The organism is Williamsia muralis (assembly GCF_002735905.1).
Lineage (GTDB): Bacteria > Actinomycetota > Actinomycetes > Mycobacteriales > Mycobacteriaceae > Williamsia > Williamsia muralis_A.
Genome location: NZ_PEBD01000010.1, coordinates 171,320 through 184,285 on the forward strand (window position 1 = coordinate 171,320; position 12,966 = coordinate 184,285).

A 12,966-nucleotide genomic window follows, 5' to 3' on the forward strand; every position below is an offset into this window, starting at 1 on the left:
CTTGATGCCGCGGGCCTAGACCGGGGCGGTCTCCTTCAGGTCTGCGGTGACGCGCCGTGCTGCGTCCAGGAACTTCGGGATGAACTCGTCGGCTTCGAGCACGCAGCACGCGTGTCCGCCGTTCACCTCGACGGTGAGTACACCGGGGATGCTGTCGGTCAGCAGTCGTTGGCGCTCCACCGGGATCACGCGGTCTCGAAGTGACACCAGAACCGCGGTGGGCACATCGATGTCGGCAAGCCACGGCTGCGAATCGAGAAAGCTCATCCCGTCGCCGAGCGCGCCGAGCCTTGACACAGGGGTGGAGAGGAACTGGCGGAACGCCCAGACGCTGTCGGGGACCGACCGGTCGTCGAGTTTGGCGGCCTGCGGCTGTAGGTGGGGCGGATGGATCAGCTTCATCAACCTGCCAACGTGCTTCATGTTGGTCTGCCGCTTGGGGTCTCGGCTACCGAAGTACGGCCCGGTGGAGCACAGCACCATTGAAGTGACCCGGCCCGGATGCCGCCGCCACACCAACTGCGCGATACCGCCCCCCATCGAGAAGCCGGCGACCGTGAAGGTGTTGATGCCCAGGACGTCGGCAAGCGCGGCGACGTCGTCTGCGCAGTCGTCGAGGTCGAAAGGCTTGTTGCGGATACCGCGGCCATGCCAGCGTTGGTCGAGGGTGATCACCCGGAACTCCTGATTCAGCTGGGGGATCAGCGGGTACCAACACAGCAGTCCGGTGGTGAGGACCGAATGCAGCAAGAAGATGGCCGGCGCGTCCTTGGGCCCGGAGTCGGTGACGAACGTGGAGCCCCGCCCCGGTAGGTGAATCATGTGACCGTGCGGGAGGTCGTGTACGGGGTACGGCTCGATCATCTTGTCGACGCGCGACAGGACCTGATTGCGGACCGATTGCAGCACATTTCGCACCGCACCGACGTTACGGGAAAACAGTCCCAGCGGTCGGCCGGTCAGGTCTTCTCGACCAGGTACAGATGTTCGGTGACGTGGGTGTTCCGTCCGCTGAGGTTTCGGCTGCCACGGAAAGTGTTGTAGCGCTGCGTGATCTCGGTGACCGGACCGACATCGGCGAGGATCTCACGCATCTGTTCCGGCGAGATGTATCCCTCGTCGTTGTAGGAGATCAGGACGAACCTGGTGTCGAGGTCGTCGATGAGACGCGCCAGCAACGGGCCGGCGGTGGACCGCACGTTGTACCCCGAGCGGTTCCAGTCGCGGGGGATGCCCGACACGCGGCTCATCTGCGCGGGCTCCCGGTTCTCGGCGATCAGGTTGAGCATGAAGTAGTTGGAACCGTATGGGTGCTGGTTGTACGGGGGATCGAGATACGCCACGTCCACCGGCCCGATGAGGTCGGGCAGATCGGCGGCGTCGGCCTGGAGGATCTGGCGTTCGGCGTGGTGAACACTCAAGACCGGTGGGGTCAGGACGATCTGTCGGGTGATGCGGCCCAACGCGTCAGCAGCGGTGCCGCCGAACCTCCCGATGCCTGTTCCGCGGTCCTTGTAGAAGCCCTTGAACACCCCGGAAGTGTTGGCGTGCACGGACGCAGCCGAGAGCAGTGGTCCGAGGAGCAGCGACCGCATCGGCTGCGGCCGGGCATGGATCAGGGCAACGTATGCGTCGAGTCGACGGGCGTTGTCCGTGGTGTAGAAGACCCGCTCACCCTGCGCGATTCGGCTGTCGTCGGCGGGTGCGTAGTGGCGGGCGATGAATCCGTCTGTGCGGAAGCCTGATTCGATTTCGGCGTTGATCTCGGCAACGGCAGCGCGGACCGCCCCGTCGTCGATCTCGCTCGCGTTGGTCAAATAGCATTCGCCGATGACGCGCGCGTAGCTCTCGAGGTCGTTGCTGATCACGACGTTCGATCGGGCCTTCGCGAGCCGGGACACCACGCCGCTACCCGAGAACGCATCGAGTGTCACCAACGGCCGGCCGAGCCGCTGTTGCACGGACGCCAGTGCGTCATCGACCATGCCGAGCAGCTGTCGTTTGTTGCCGAGGTAGGTGATCAGCTGTGTGGTCCGGTAGATGACCTCGTCATCTGCAGAAGGGGCCACGGACACAGCCCGAAGCCTATCGCTCACCTGCGGGGGATCCGGCGGTGTCTCGGTGCGCAGCTGTGTCTCGGTGTCTGGGTTTGCCGGTGTGTCAGTCGTCGAGGCAGAGTTCGGTTTCGATGCTGATGGGTACGCCCGTGGCGATCAGCAGTCGGCATGGGGCCTCGGAGTCGCGGTAGAGGTTCAGCCATTGGTGCCCACGGCTGCCATCGGCGTAGACCGCCTCGAGTGTGCGATTGAGCCGCGCCTCGGCTTCGTTGTTGATGATGTAGCGCTGGTCGCCGTATCGCAGATACTTGTTGGGCACGCGGGTAACCTCCACCGGCTTGATCTGTTCCGTCCACGTTCAGTGTGACTCAGACCACGAAATGCGTTCACCGGTTTCATCCGGCAAGATCCGGCAGACTTCGCCTAGGTTGTTGGTGGGAACATTCTGCGAATTCTGGGCGAACAGCGGGTATCGAATGCGTATGCGGGGGCCTCGACGATGAGCACACAGGAGGTCGAGCGGTCCGACGTGGCGTCGGAGAGCACCGTGGACCGGTTGCCGACGCCTTGGTGGCGCAATCTGCGGGTGTGGCGCTGGGTTGCGACAACCCTGTGGGTGGGCGTCGTCGTGGCGCATCTGATCTTCCTCGGCCTCGCGTTCGACCGGACCCGCTTGATCCTGCTGATGTGCCTGGGTCTGGCCGCAGCGAGTATCGGGCGGCGACGGGTCACCACGGTGATCATCGATTGGCTCCCGTTCGCCGGGATACTCCTGCTCTACGACTTCACCCGGAACATCGCCCAGTGGATGGGGATGCCGACGCACTGGTCGCTCGCCGCAGACTTCGACCACATGTTGTTCGGGGTGAATCCGACGGTGTGGTTGCAAGAACGTCTGAAGCAACCCGACACACCTTGGTGGGAGGTCTTCACCAGCGTCGTCTACATGTCGTACTTCATCATCCCGTATGCGGCTGCCGCAGTGTTGTGGCTGCGCAATCGCCACGCATGGCGACGGTACGCAGCCGGCTTCCTGATCATGACGTTCGTGGCCTTGGTGGGATACACCCTGCTGCCCGCCGCGCCCCCGTGGGCCGCCGCCCGGTGCACCTCGGAGCAGGTCGCGGACCATCCGCGCGCACCCGAATGCATGAATCAGCTCTACGCCGATGACGGCGGACTTCTCGGGGAGCTCGAGCCACAAAACGCCGGCGCCCAGCCCTACGTCGAACGCATATCGGCGCGCGGGTGGGAAGTGCTCGACATCCACGCCGCGTCCAACCTCCTCCAGTTGGGTCAGGCGAAAGCAAATCTTGTTGCCGCGATTCCGTCGTTGCATGCGGGGTTGACGATGTTCCTGGCGCTGTTCATGTGGCCTCGCGTGCGTGCACTCGGGCGAACGCTGTTCCTCGGCTACGCCGTTGCGATGGCCTTCACGTTGGTCTACACGGCCGAACACTATGTGCTCGACATCCTCCTCGGATGGGGGCTCGCTGCTGCTGTGGTGGTGGGCGTCGATGTTGTGGACAAGCGGTTGATCGCACGACGGAATCGATCGCCGGTCCCGCAGTCGGTGTGAGTGGCGCGGCCGTTCGACAGCTCGAGGCGGCGGCCTCATGTGGCCACTGAATCGATCACCGCGCGGACGGCCTCTTCGAGTTGGGTCAGGCCGGGTTCCTCGATGGGGTAGTGCCCGCAATTGGTAAGCCGGACAACGGTGTTCGGGCCTGGCACCGTCTCCAGGAACCGTTCGCTGAGCGCGACCGGGGTCCAGCGGTCGGCTCCCGGGTGTACCAGGGTGATCGGCGGACCGCCGTACTGTGCCGGTGCAGTGTGTCGGTAGGTGAACCAGTCGGAGAGGAATCCGAGCGGTACGCGACCGCCACCTCCTCGGGGGTCTGCCGCGCACAGCCGCGTCAGTTCAGGGCTGTTGCTCATGGCGCTCATCCGGGCCGGCCATCGAATCGGCACCATCACGTCGCCCGCCCATCGCGACAACAAGGGGAGAGTGTGTGGAGCGCTCATGCCGAGAGGCGCCCAGCGGGATGCGGCTCCCCGAGCGGAGCGGTCCGTCGGGTCGAGCAGGCAGGTTGCAATCACACCGGCGGGAGCGTTTGTGCGACTGGCTGTTTCGTAGGCCAACATGCCGCCCATACTGGCGCCGAACAACACCAGGGGCCTCGGGTCGGCTCGGGTCTCCTCCGTCACGAAGTCGCACAGCAGATCAACCCAGTCGCCGTAGCGCACCTTCGCGGGGTCGGCGGTCTCGGTGCGTCCGTACAGCGGAAGATCGAGTGCCAGGACGTCTGCGTCGCCGGGGGTCGCGACCGCAGTGAATGGCCACAGCGCACCCGAATGACCGCCGGCTCCGTGGATGACCAGCACTCGCGCCGGCGCGGACGGGTTTTCAGCCCTTGCCACGTGCACGTGGTGACGACCCCACGACCACCAGGTGGCGACCGGTGTCTGCATCGCCGTTCGATAGCGCTGCGGAAGGAATCGGGCGTATTCGGCGACGTCGCTATATTCGACTTCGTTCATCTTCTGAGCATCAACGGAGGTCGAGGGCATGACAACTCGCATTGAGGTCTCATGAGCCGTGCCCGGAAAACGCCTGTTCAGGACCGTTCTCGCTTCATGGTCGACGTGATCCTGGAGGCAGCTACTCGCGTTTTCGACAGCGAAGGTGCAGCGGGGACCACCAACCGCATCGCTGATGTGGCCGGAGTGTCGATCGGATCGCTGTACCAGTACTTCCCGAACAAGCACGCGATCATGGCCGCGCTGGCGTGGAGGCATCTCGAGGAGTCGCGGGCAGCCCTCACGAAGCTGTGCGACCGCTTCGACACCACGGCGCCGAATCGCGCCGAGATGGTGACCACAATGGTCGAGATGGTGGTGCGGCTCAACGGCAGTCATCCCCGCACCTTTGCGGTTCTGCGTGAACACGCACCGCGAACTCCCGAGTTGGTCGAGGCGTTCACCGCCCTCACCGCTGACATGACCGCGCGACTCGTGCCGCACCTCATCCGTACCGGCACACCATCTGCGGACGCCCCTCTGCAAGCCCGCCTGTTGGCGGCCTCCATCGACGGGCAAGTGCATCAAGTGATCGCGACCGCCGTCACTGCCGACGATCGAGAACGATTGTGCGCTGCCATCATTGCAGGTCTGATGGCGACCGAACGGTCGTTGTGATGCCGGCCAGGAGCGGCTGGTCAGCACGCCCGAACGACCCTGGAGATCGACTTTCAGCCACATGAAGGTTGGACGCGGTCGGGTGTCGAAAGGATTCACCCAAACGATCTACATACGAACAGGTGTTCGAATTGATAGCTTGGTGACAGCTGATCGTCCGCAAGACCTGACTCTGAGATACGTGTGACTACGCCACCATTGTGATCCGCTGTCCCAATGTTGTTGTCCCAGTGTTGTTGTCGTGGAGGGGGTGTGGTGATGGCTGTTGTTGATCTGGTTGATGAGGTCATCGGGGTGGGGTTTCCTGATGATCCGGCCGGGGTGGTGGCGGTGGTGAAAGATCTGATCACCGTGCGCAATGCCGTGGACGCGCGGTTGGCGGCGGGTGCGGCGATCATCGACCGGCTCGGTGTCGCCAAGCGTATCGGGTCGACAACGTCAAAGCTGTTGCAGGCCAACGGTGCTACTCCTGGGGCGGCGGCGCGGTGGTTACGCATCGGCACCGGGCTGGCAGGCTTGGACCGTACGGCCGGATACTTTCGGGACGGGTTCCTGTCCGCTGAGCATGTCGATGCGGTGGTCCGGGGTATCGGCCATGTTCGGGGCCGCGTGGTGGGTGTGATGAGCGATGAGTTCCGGGGTGAGGTCGAGCGGAAACTGGTCGCTCATGCGGTCTCTGGTGCACCACCGGCGGAGATCGGGCGGATCGCCCGGGCCGTGGGTAACGAGGTCGCCGGAGAACAGGGTGGGGTGCCGGCCGCCGAGGACGTTTCGTTGAACACTTTGGACTATGCGGTCACCACAGATGGTCGGTTGTCGGGCACGTTTGATGTGGATGCGGTGACCGGCGAGAAGATGATGTCCGCCCTCGACGTGTGGTCCAGACCCCGGCCCGAACCCGACGGCAGCGCAGATATCCGCACACCGTCGCAACGACGAGCTGATGCTCTGCATCAACTCCTCGACTGCGGTGGCGGTGGGCAGGGCTGGGTGTCAGCGCCGAGAACGGAAGTCATGGTGACGTTTCCGGCTGATCATCCCGACCGGGCGTCACTGCGGTGGATGGGTCCGGTCACCGAAGCGACCGCGGCCGCAGCTGCGTGTGATGCCAGCATCACCTCGATCACCCTGGATGGGCAGCAGGTGCCGATTGATTTGAGTCCACCCCGACGCCTGTTTACCGGGCCTGTGCGTAAAGCGATCTTGCTTCGCGATACCTGCTGCATCAAGTGTGGGGCGCCGGCGACCTGGTCGGACTGTCACCACATCGTGCACTGGACTGACGGAGGACCCACGATCCTGGGTAACGGCTGCCTGCTCTGCCGGACCTGCCATCGGGCCGTGCATCACACCGACTGGGAGATCACTATGGGCCTCGACGGACACCCCTGGCTCATCCCACCCGCCGACATCGACCCCACCCGACAACCACTACCGGCCTACAACCGCCGAACCCGCACCCTCGCAGCCTGCTCAGGCTGCCCGACTCGGACTGCTTGACGCACGCTAACCAGCACACCACCGCACCCGACACATCGACGGGACCGCGGACGCACCCTGACAACTCCATAGTGTGAACGGCCGTCGTGTTCAAGGGCCGGGCGGTATTTCATGGTCGAGCCGTGGAGAAGATCTGGTCGTGGAGAAGATCTGGCCGTGGAGAAGGTTGGACTGTGGGAAGGGTCGGCCGTGTTCAGGGTCGGCAGTGGAAGGTTCGGGACCCGGTCAGGTAGTCCGTCGGCTGCGTTGGCTGTGCGACCGATCTGTCCGCTCTGGCCGGTTTGGCTCATTCGGCACGTTGCCTTGATCTGGTCCGTCCGTTGGAGAGGTCATCGGCGGGGTGTGCGAATCGCCCTTGCCAAAGTCGTCCCCGGTGCCGAGGCTGTCCGCGTTGCCACGTTTACGCAGCCGCCAGCCGCCGTTGTCCGTGTCGGATTCGCCGAAGTGGTCGGCGTCCACGGAGCTGTACAACGCAACCAGGACTGCACCCACCACCGCGCCGATGAACCCGATGACGGCAAGCCAGCCCAAGCCGGGCTTTGCGCTGTCGTTGAGGAAGACCACGCCGATGATGCCGGGGCCTGCCGTCTCGCCGACCACGAGCACGGCGGTGACGCCGTTGACCTGACCGAGCTGCAAGGCGACGGTGTGGACGTAGAAGCCGACTGCACCGGCGATCGCGATGGTCCACGCCGCGGGGTCGGTGAGGAGGGTGACGATGTCGAACGGATCGATTCCGCGCAGGATGCGGACCGAGATCGCGATGACACCGAACAGCAGGCCGGCGGCAGCACCGCCGACAATCGCGCCACGCTTGCCGAGCTTGTAGACCGCGAGCAACGCCAGTCCGGCCAGAACGCAGGTGGCGAACAACAGGCCGTAGTGGAAGCTGCGCTGTTCGCCGCCGCCGCCTTCATGCGACGACGACAACCCGAGCGCACACAGTGACGCCACCACCACGCACATCGCGACCCAGTCGCGACCGTGTAGTCGAATGCCCAGCACAGCGGTGCCGACGAGGGCGGTGACGATGAGGTTGGCCGAGACGATCGTCTGCGACAGAAAGAGAGGAAGGAACCGGGCGGCCACCGCGCCGGCGCCGAAGCCGATCACCACCAGCGACGTGCCGAGGATGAACTCGCGGGTCTTGAAAGTGTCGACCGTCGAGGAAACCGAGGGGCCACCTTCGGTGGTCAGCTGGTGTTCTCTGTCGTGCTCGCGAGCGGCAACTGCCGCCTTGCGGGCCCCGAGGGCGCGCAACACGGTCGACAGACCGTAGGCCACGGCCGCCGCACTGGCGAACAAGACACCGATCAGGAACACCCCGACACCCTCCGTCGCCGCCCGGAATATTCGAGGCCCACCCGGCGCCTGTCCGACGGCGAATATAAGCTACCATGTCGCTGGTGAAAGCCATTCTTCGGTTCGGCAGCGAGGCACGATGACCACTCGCAGCGGAAAAAATGTTCTCATCACTTTCGGGCGTTCATTTCTCACCCTCGATCTCGCCAGATTGATGAATGCCGGCGGGCACAATGTATTCATCGCCGATTCGATTCCATTTCCCATCACACGATTCTCGAATTCCGTGCAAAAGGTCTTCCGGGTTCCACGGCCCAAGTTCGAGCCACGCGAATACGTGGACGAAATCGCGCGTATTGTCCGGGCCGAATCGATCGACCTCGTCATACCGATTCACGAAGAGACCGACATCCTCGCGATGGCGCAGGATCAGTTCCCGCCCGAGTGTCGCCTGCTGCTGTCCGATTTCCTGACGGAAAACCGGCTGCACAACAAATACGAGTACCAAGTGCTGCTGGAGACCTTGGGCGTGCCCACCCTGAAGTACGCACAGGTTCGCGATGAGGCCGAGTTGGCCGCGCTGGATTTCGAAAGTCCATTTGCGCTGAAGCAGGTTTACTCGCGAGGTTCACAGCAGGTTTATAAAGTGAATCCCGGGGAAGTACCCGACGGTCTCACATTTGATCCGCTTAATCCGTGGCTGGCGCAGGAGTGGCTCAAAGGTGATAAGTACTGCACCTATTCGGTGTGCCACGAGGGCAGGGTTTACGCGCATGCAATCTACCCTGTGCGATATGCAATCAATGGTCAGTCGTGCCTCAGTTACGAACCGGTGGAACATTCGGGAATAACCGACTGGGTGACCGAACGGGTGAAAGAAATCAATTTCACCGGTCAAATCGGATTCGACTTCATTGAACACCCGGAGCGGGGGTTGTTCACCATTGAATGCAACCCGCGTTCCACAAGTGGCATCTTGATGTTCGAACCCCATAACAGAGTCGACCGCGCATTCTTCGGCGAGAATGACGACGTGATCACCCCTGATCCCGACGTTCGCAAAATGGTCGGACCGGGAATGCTCCTCTACGGCTGGCGCAAATCTGCACTCGAGGGCAACACGCTGCGCGGCTTCGCTCGGGATTTCCGCCATACGGACGAGATCATCACCCGACGCGACGACATCGGTCCTTTTTTGGGCATCCCCTTCGCCTTGAGCAATATCCTCACGAACTCACTCAAGTATCGCGTGGGTTTGGCGGAAGGTTTCATGCACGACCATGAATGGGACGGCGAGCAGATCTGATCGGGCCGTCAGCCTGCGTGCTGACGGCAGAACTCGACGATCCGCTCGACGCTGTCACCTGGACCGGTGAACAACCCGCCATGGCCCGCGCCGTCGATCTGGACGAACGCCGAACCGGGAATGCGGGCCGCAGTCGCTCGAGACAACTCGGGCGGGAAGAACAGGTCGTGTTCGAAGGCCAGCACCAGGGTCGGCACATCGATGGCGGCCAGGTGCTCGGGCAGCGGCTCGCCGGACTTGATCCACTCGTACGACGCGGTCAGCTGGCCGGTGAAGCCGTCCGGGCTCGCCCAGCCTCCATCGGAACCGCTGAGCATGTCCCGCCAGCCGGACACGGTGGCCGGGTCCTGCAGCAACGTGGTGTGCAACGTGGTCATCAGTTGCTCGAAAACCAATACTGCCCGGGGTATCTCGCCGATCTGCTCGATCAGGCTCAGCTCCATCTCGCCGACGAGTGCACCGATCGGGCTGGGCTGTAGTCCGGCGAAAAGGACTGCAGCCTTGACCAATTCGGGGCGGCTGCGCAGCATGGCCTGAGTTGTGTAGCAGCCCATCGAATATCCGATGACGAGTGCGTCGTCGACGCCGAAATGGTCGAGGAGTGACGCGGCGTCGTCAGCCAGGTCGGCCACCGAGTACGGCGAAGGCGGCGCCGAGGACGGAGCCAGGCCACGAGCGTTGTAACTGATCACGGTGAATCCGGCGTCCGCGAGGGCCGGGGCGAGGCCGCAGATGTCCCACACCATAGACGGCATCCCCAGGCCGCCGTTGAGCAGCACAACCGGTCCTTCTCCGACCTTGGTCACGCCCAGTTCGGTCCCGTTCGCCAGCGTTATCGCGTCCATGACCGGCCCTTTCCCATCGCAACCCAGGACATGGTTTATACCAAGCGGGATCTGCTCGCGAAGTCGATCTGCGCAGCTGGGTTGCTGACCGCTGTGACCATCCCGGTTCCGTAAGGGCCCTTCCGGTCGTACAGGGTGGCGGTTCCCACCGAAATCCCGTCGGCGGTGATGTGGCTGTCCGCCTCGATGCCGAGCTCGGCGCCCTCGGGCATGCGCGACAACGCCATGGTGAGGTCGCAGTTGATGTAGCCGATTCCGTCGGTGCCCAGGTTGGTGACAAGACTGGTCGACTCCGCGGACTGCACCGCGTGGACAAACGGTGAGGCGGGCTCGTTCGGCAGCACGGGCATCGCGGTGCTCCACGCTCGTTTGCGCGAGGCATTCTGGTGGCTACCGATATCCCGTGTCCAGTCGGCGTCGCCTGACTGTAGCCACGGGTGTCGAAGCGTGATGTCCTCCGACTCGTCGGTCGGCGGGGTGAAGGTGCCCGACGGTTGCCATTCGGCGCCGGGGGGCGGCGCCGAACGTCGCAGGAACACAGCCGTGGCACGTGCGACGGTGACGTCGTCCTGCCGGACCTCGGCATCGGCGACGATGATTCGCCGACCCGAGCGGACCAGCGACGTGGTGACAACCGTGGGCCGGTTCCGGGCCGCCTTGAACAGGTCGATCGTGATCCGCGCGGGCACGAAGTCCGGATCGGCGAACTCGCGCTCGATGGCGCGGGCCGCCACAGCACAGACGGCCGGGCCGTTCAGTTGATCCGGGCCCCAGGCGCTGCTGGACCACTTGGTCGGTATCAGCGTGCTGTCGTCGTCACCGGGAACAAAAAAGCTACGAGGTTCGGGCACGAGATCGATAGTGTCAGAGCTGGGCCGATGCAAGCGGGGCGGGTGCGGGCGCGGGCGGCAGGTCGCGCCGCGACCGACGACTGATCATCGCGAGTGTGGCTGCGGCAGCGACGGCACCGAACCCGAACATCCAGGGATAGGTGACCCCGGGGATGTAGTCGTGCAGATATGCCAGCGTGGCCGGGACCGCGAACCCGAGATAGGTGAGGGCGTAGTACACCGCTGTCAGGCCGGCGAGATCGCCCGGCTGCGCGATCCGCTGCACCTCGGAGAGTCCGGCGACGAGGGCGATGCCGTAACCGGCGCCGAGCACAACAGCGGCGACCAGGACCGCCCAGATGGTCAGGATCGAGGAGGCGAGCGCTGCCAGCGCCATGCCTGCCACGAGCAGGAGCAAAGCCACCTGACTGGCCCGCGCCGAGTCGGGGCGGTCGATGCGGCGGGCGAGGGCCTGGATGCCGAACCCGCAGCTGAGTGTCACCACGGAGATCAGCGCTGCGAACGCCATGGGGGCGCCGCCGACCTTCGGTGCCATCAGGGTGGGCAGGATGGCCTGGCATCCGATGGCGGCGCCGAAGACCCACGGCGCCAACGGGACAACGACGTACACGAACCGGCGATGGCCCAACGAAGGAATCTTCAGATCGTCTCGTAGGCGTGTCGGTGCAGTAGCTCGCTGACGGGTTTCGGGAACATTCCACACCCACACCGCGCCGAGCAGGCACACGCCCGCGTTCAGGACATAGGACAACACATGAGGCCAGGGCCCCCACTCCGCCAGCACTCCGGCGAGCCCGGCGCCGACGCCGAACCCCGCGGTCAAGCTCATCGCGGCCCGCTTGGCGCCGTTGTCGACGGACAGTTCCTTGATCCAGCTCGTCCCCACCGCCATCGCCAGGCCGATCGCGATGCCACACAGGATGCGGCCCACGGCGAGGAGGGCGACCTGGTCGGCTGCAGCCGCCAGCACCAGCGATCCGGCTGCGGCGATGAGCGCGGCGGGGCGCATGATCGGCCGGCGTCCGAACCGATCGGACAATGGCCCACCGATCAGGAGCGCCGGGATCATCCCGAGGACGTAGGCGAAGAGCAACACATCGACGGTGGGACCGGACAGCTCGTACTCGCTCTTGTAGAACACGAGCAGGGGAGTGAACTCGTTTCCGCCCCAGGCGATGGCGAACATAGCGGCGCTCACGCCGCGCCAGTTCCTCATGCCGGAGGCCTGCGCAGATCATGCACTGCCGCCAGGTGTGCTGCCAGCGAGGCGGCGAACCCGTCGGTGTCACCCGCCTCGATCAGGTCGGTCAATTCGTTGTGATGCTTGATGATTCGCTCCATCTGGGCCTTGTCGCGCAACACCGACGTGCTGGTCATCCGGAGTTGGCGATCGTGCAGGGTGTCGTAGAAGCCGGACAGCAGCGGATTGTTCGCGGCCTGCACGAACAAGCGGTGGAAACCGGCGTCCTCGATGGTGAACTGGTCCACCTCGGCTGCCTCGGCGAGACTCTCGAGCCGGGCGATGCTCTGGCGAAGCGACTCGACGATCGCGCTCCGATCGGTGTGCGCCAACGCTCGGACCGCGGCGGTCTCGACCGCGTGGCGGGCCCCGATCACGTGTTCTGCCTCGTCGGCAGGGACCGGCACGATCAATGCCCCTCGTTTGGGGTAGAGCCGCATCCACCCCTGCGTCTCGAGCCGCAGGAAGGCCTCCCGAACCGGTGTCCGCGAGATGCCCAGGGCTGCAGCGACCTCGCCCTCGCTGATGAGTTCGCCACCGGCCAGCGAACCGGACAGGATTCGGCCCTTGACGTCGCGGTAGGCGCGCTCGGCGGCCGACAGGTTCATGGACACAACTTGTATCTAAGCAGCCGGCGCGCAGTCAGACCAGAGACGCGATGTGTGAT

Annotated in this window: 13 protein-coding genes; 4 read left to right on the forward strand and 9 right to left on the reverse strand. The window is 64.4% G+C overall.

Annotated elements, in window-relative coordinates; all coding sequences use genetic code 11:
* Window positions 1–15: 15 nt before the first annotated feature.
* From CSW57_RS14560 to CSW57_RS14570, 3 genes are all read right to left on the reverse strand, one after another.
* A complete protein-coding gene (locus CSW57_RS14560) occupies window positions 16–864 on the reverse strand; it encodes an alpha/beta fold hydrolase (RefSeq protein WP_099384474.1) in 849 nt (282 codons plus the stop codon).
* Window positions 865–959: 95 nt separating this feature from the next.
* Window positions 960–2,069 carry a DNA adenine methylase gene (locus CSW57_RS14565; RefSeq protein WP_223249270.1) on the reverse strand — a complete coding sequence of 370 codons (1,110 nt, stop codon included), beginning with the start codon at window positions 2,067–2,069 and terminating at the stop codon, window positions 960–962.
* A gap of 91 nt (window positions 2,070–2,160) precedes the next feature.
* A complete protein-coding gene (locus CSW57_RS14570) occupies window positions 2,161–2,376 on the reverse strand; it encodes a hypothetical protein (RefSeq protein ID WP_023960130.1) in 216 nt (71 codons plus the stop codon).
* 180 nt (window positions 2,377–2,556) lie between these two features.
* Between CSW57_RS14570 and CSW57_RS14575 the strand changes: the two genes are divergently transcribed.
* Complete coding sequence (locus CSW57_RS14575; RefSeq protein ID WP_099383498.1) at window positions 2,557–3,636, forward strand: phosphatase PAP2 family protein; 1,080 nt, start codon at window positions 2,557–2,559, stop codon at window positions 3,634–3,636.
* Window positions 3,637–3,671: 35 nt separating this feature from the next.
* On the opposite strand, the gene CSW57_RS14580 is transcribed toward CSW57_RS14575, so the two are convergent.
* Window positions 3,672–4,598: an alpha/beta hydrolase gene (locus tag CSW57_RS14580; protein ID WP_099383499.1), complete on the reverse strand. Its 927-nt coding sequence runs from the start codon at window positions 4,596–4,598 to the stop codon at window positions 3,672–3,674.
* 51 nt (window positions 4,599–4,649) lie between these two features.
* Here CSW57_RS14580 and CSW57_RS14585 point away from each other — a divergent pair, with 51 nt between their 5' ends.
* Window positions 4,650–5,255, forward strand: a complete 606-nt coding sequence (locus tag CSW57_RS14585; RefSeq protein ID WP_099383500.1) for a TetR/AcrR family transcriptional regulator — start codon at window positions 4,650–4,652, stop codon at window positions 5,253–5,255.
* A 258-nt stretch (window positions 5,256–5,513) separates the two neighbouring features.
* Window positions 5,514–6,755, forward strand: coding sequence for an HNH endonuclease signature motif containing protein (locus CSW57_RS14590; RefSeq protein WP_099384476.1), 1,242 nt, complete (start codon window positions 5,514–5,516; stop codon window positions 6,753–6,755).
* 225 nt (window positions 6,756–6,980) lie between these two features.
* Here the strand turns inward: CSW57_RS14590 and CSW57_RS14595 are convergent, their stop codons facing one another.
* Window positions 6,981–8,078, reverse strand: a complete 1,098-nt coding sequence (locus CSW57_RS14595) for a DMT family transporter (protein WP_223249271.1) — start codon at window positions 8,076–8,078, stop codon at window positions 6,981–6,983.
* A 118-nt stretch (window positions 8,079–8,196) separates the two neighbouring features.
* On the opposite strand from CSW57_RS14595, the gene CSW57_RS14600 reads away from it, so the two are divergent.
* The gene (locus CSW57_RS14600; protein WP_099383501.1) at window positions 8,197–9,363 is read left to right on the forward strand and encodes an ATP-grasp domain-containing protein; all 1,167 of its coding nucleotides are present in this window, start codon (window positions 8,197–8,199) and stop codon (window positions 9,361–9,363) included.
* Window positions 9,364–9,371: 8 nt separating this feature from the next.
* Here the strand turns inward: CSW57_RS14600 and CSW57_RS14605 are convergent, their stop codons facing one another.
* From CSW57_RS14605 to CSW57_RS14620, 4 genes are read right to left on the reverse strand one after another with little or no spacing between them, the layout of a single operon-like run.
* Window positions 9,372–10,208, reverse strand: a complete 837-nt coding sequence (locus tag CSW57_RS14605; RefSeq protein WP_099383502.1) for an alpha/beta fold hydrolase — start codon at window positions 10,206–10,208, stop codon at window positions 9,372–9,374.
* Between the two features lie 35 nt (window positions 10,209–10,243).
* Window positions 10,244–11,059: an acyl-CoA thioesterase domain-containing protein gene (locus CSW57_RS14610; protein WP_099383503.1), complete on the reverse strand. Its 816-nt coding sequence runs from the start codon at window positions 11,057–11,059 to the stop codon at window positions 10,244–10,246.
* Window positions 11,060–11,072: 13 nt separating this feature from the next.
* A complete protein-coding gene (locus CSW57_RS14615) occupies window positions 11,073–12,275 on the reverse strand; it encodes an MFS transporter (protein WP_099383504.1) in 1,203 nt (400 codons plus the stop codon).
* Entirely contained in the window at window positions 12,272–12,907 is a 636-nt protein-coding gene (locus tag CSW57_RS14620) for a GntR family transcriptional regulator (RefSeq protein ID WP_023960122.1), read from the reverse strand. The genes CSW57_RS14615 and CSW57_RS14620 overlap by 4 nt, the downstream gene beginning before the upstream one ends.
* Window positions 12,908–12,966: the final 59 nt, after the last annotated feature.

What these genes read in the sequence shown, in the direction of transcription:
- CSW57_RS14560 (WP_099384474.1), bottom strand. Translation starts at nt 864, where the DNA reads ATGATCGAGCCGTACCCCGTACACGACCTCCCGCACGGTCACATGATT.
- CSW57_RS14575 (WP_099383498.1), top strand. Translation starts at nt 2,557, where the DNA reads ATGAGCACACAGGAGGTCGAGCGGTCCGACGTGGCGTCGGAGAGCACC.
- CSW57_RS14580 (WP_099383499.1), bottom strand. Translation starts at nt 4,598, where the DNA reads ATGAACGAAGTCGAATATAGCGACGTCGCCGAATACGCCCGATTCCTT.
- CSW57_RS14585 (WP_099383500.1), top strand. Translation starts at nt 4,650, where the DNA reads ATGAGCCGTGCCCGGAAAACGCCTGTTCAGGACCGTTCTCGCTTCATG.
- CSW57_RS14590 (WP_099384476.1), top strand. Translation starts at nt 5,514, where the DNA reads ATGGCTGTTGTTGATCTGGTTGATGAGGTCATCGGGGTGGGGTTTCCT.
- CSW57_RS14600 (WP_099383501.1), top strand. Translation starts at nt 8,197, where the DNA reads ATGACCACTCGCAGCGGAAAAAATGTTCTCATCACTTTCGGGCGTTCA.
- CSW57_RS14605 (WP_099383502.1), bottom strand. Translation starts at nt 10,208, where the DNA reads ATGGACGCGATAACGCTGGCGAACGGGACCGAACTGGGCGTGACCAAG.
- CSW57_RS14615 (WP_099383504.1), bottom strand. Translation starts at nt 12,275, where the DNA reads ATGAGGAACTGGCGCGGCGTGAGCGCCGCTATGTTCGCCATCGCCTGG.
- CSW57_RS14620 (WP_023960122.1), bottom strand. Translation starts at nt 12,907, where the DNA reads ATGAACCTGTCGGCCGCCGAGCGCGCCTACCGCGACGTCAAGGGCCGA.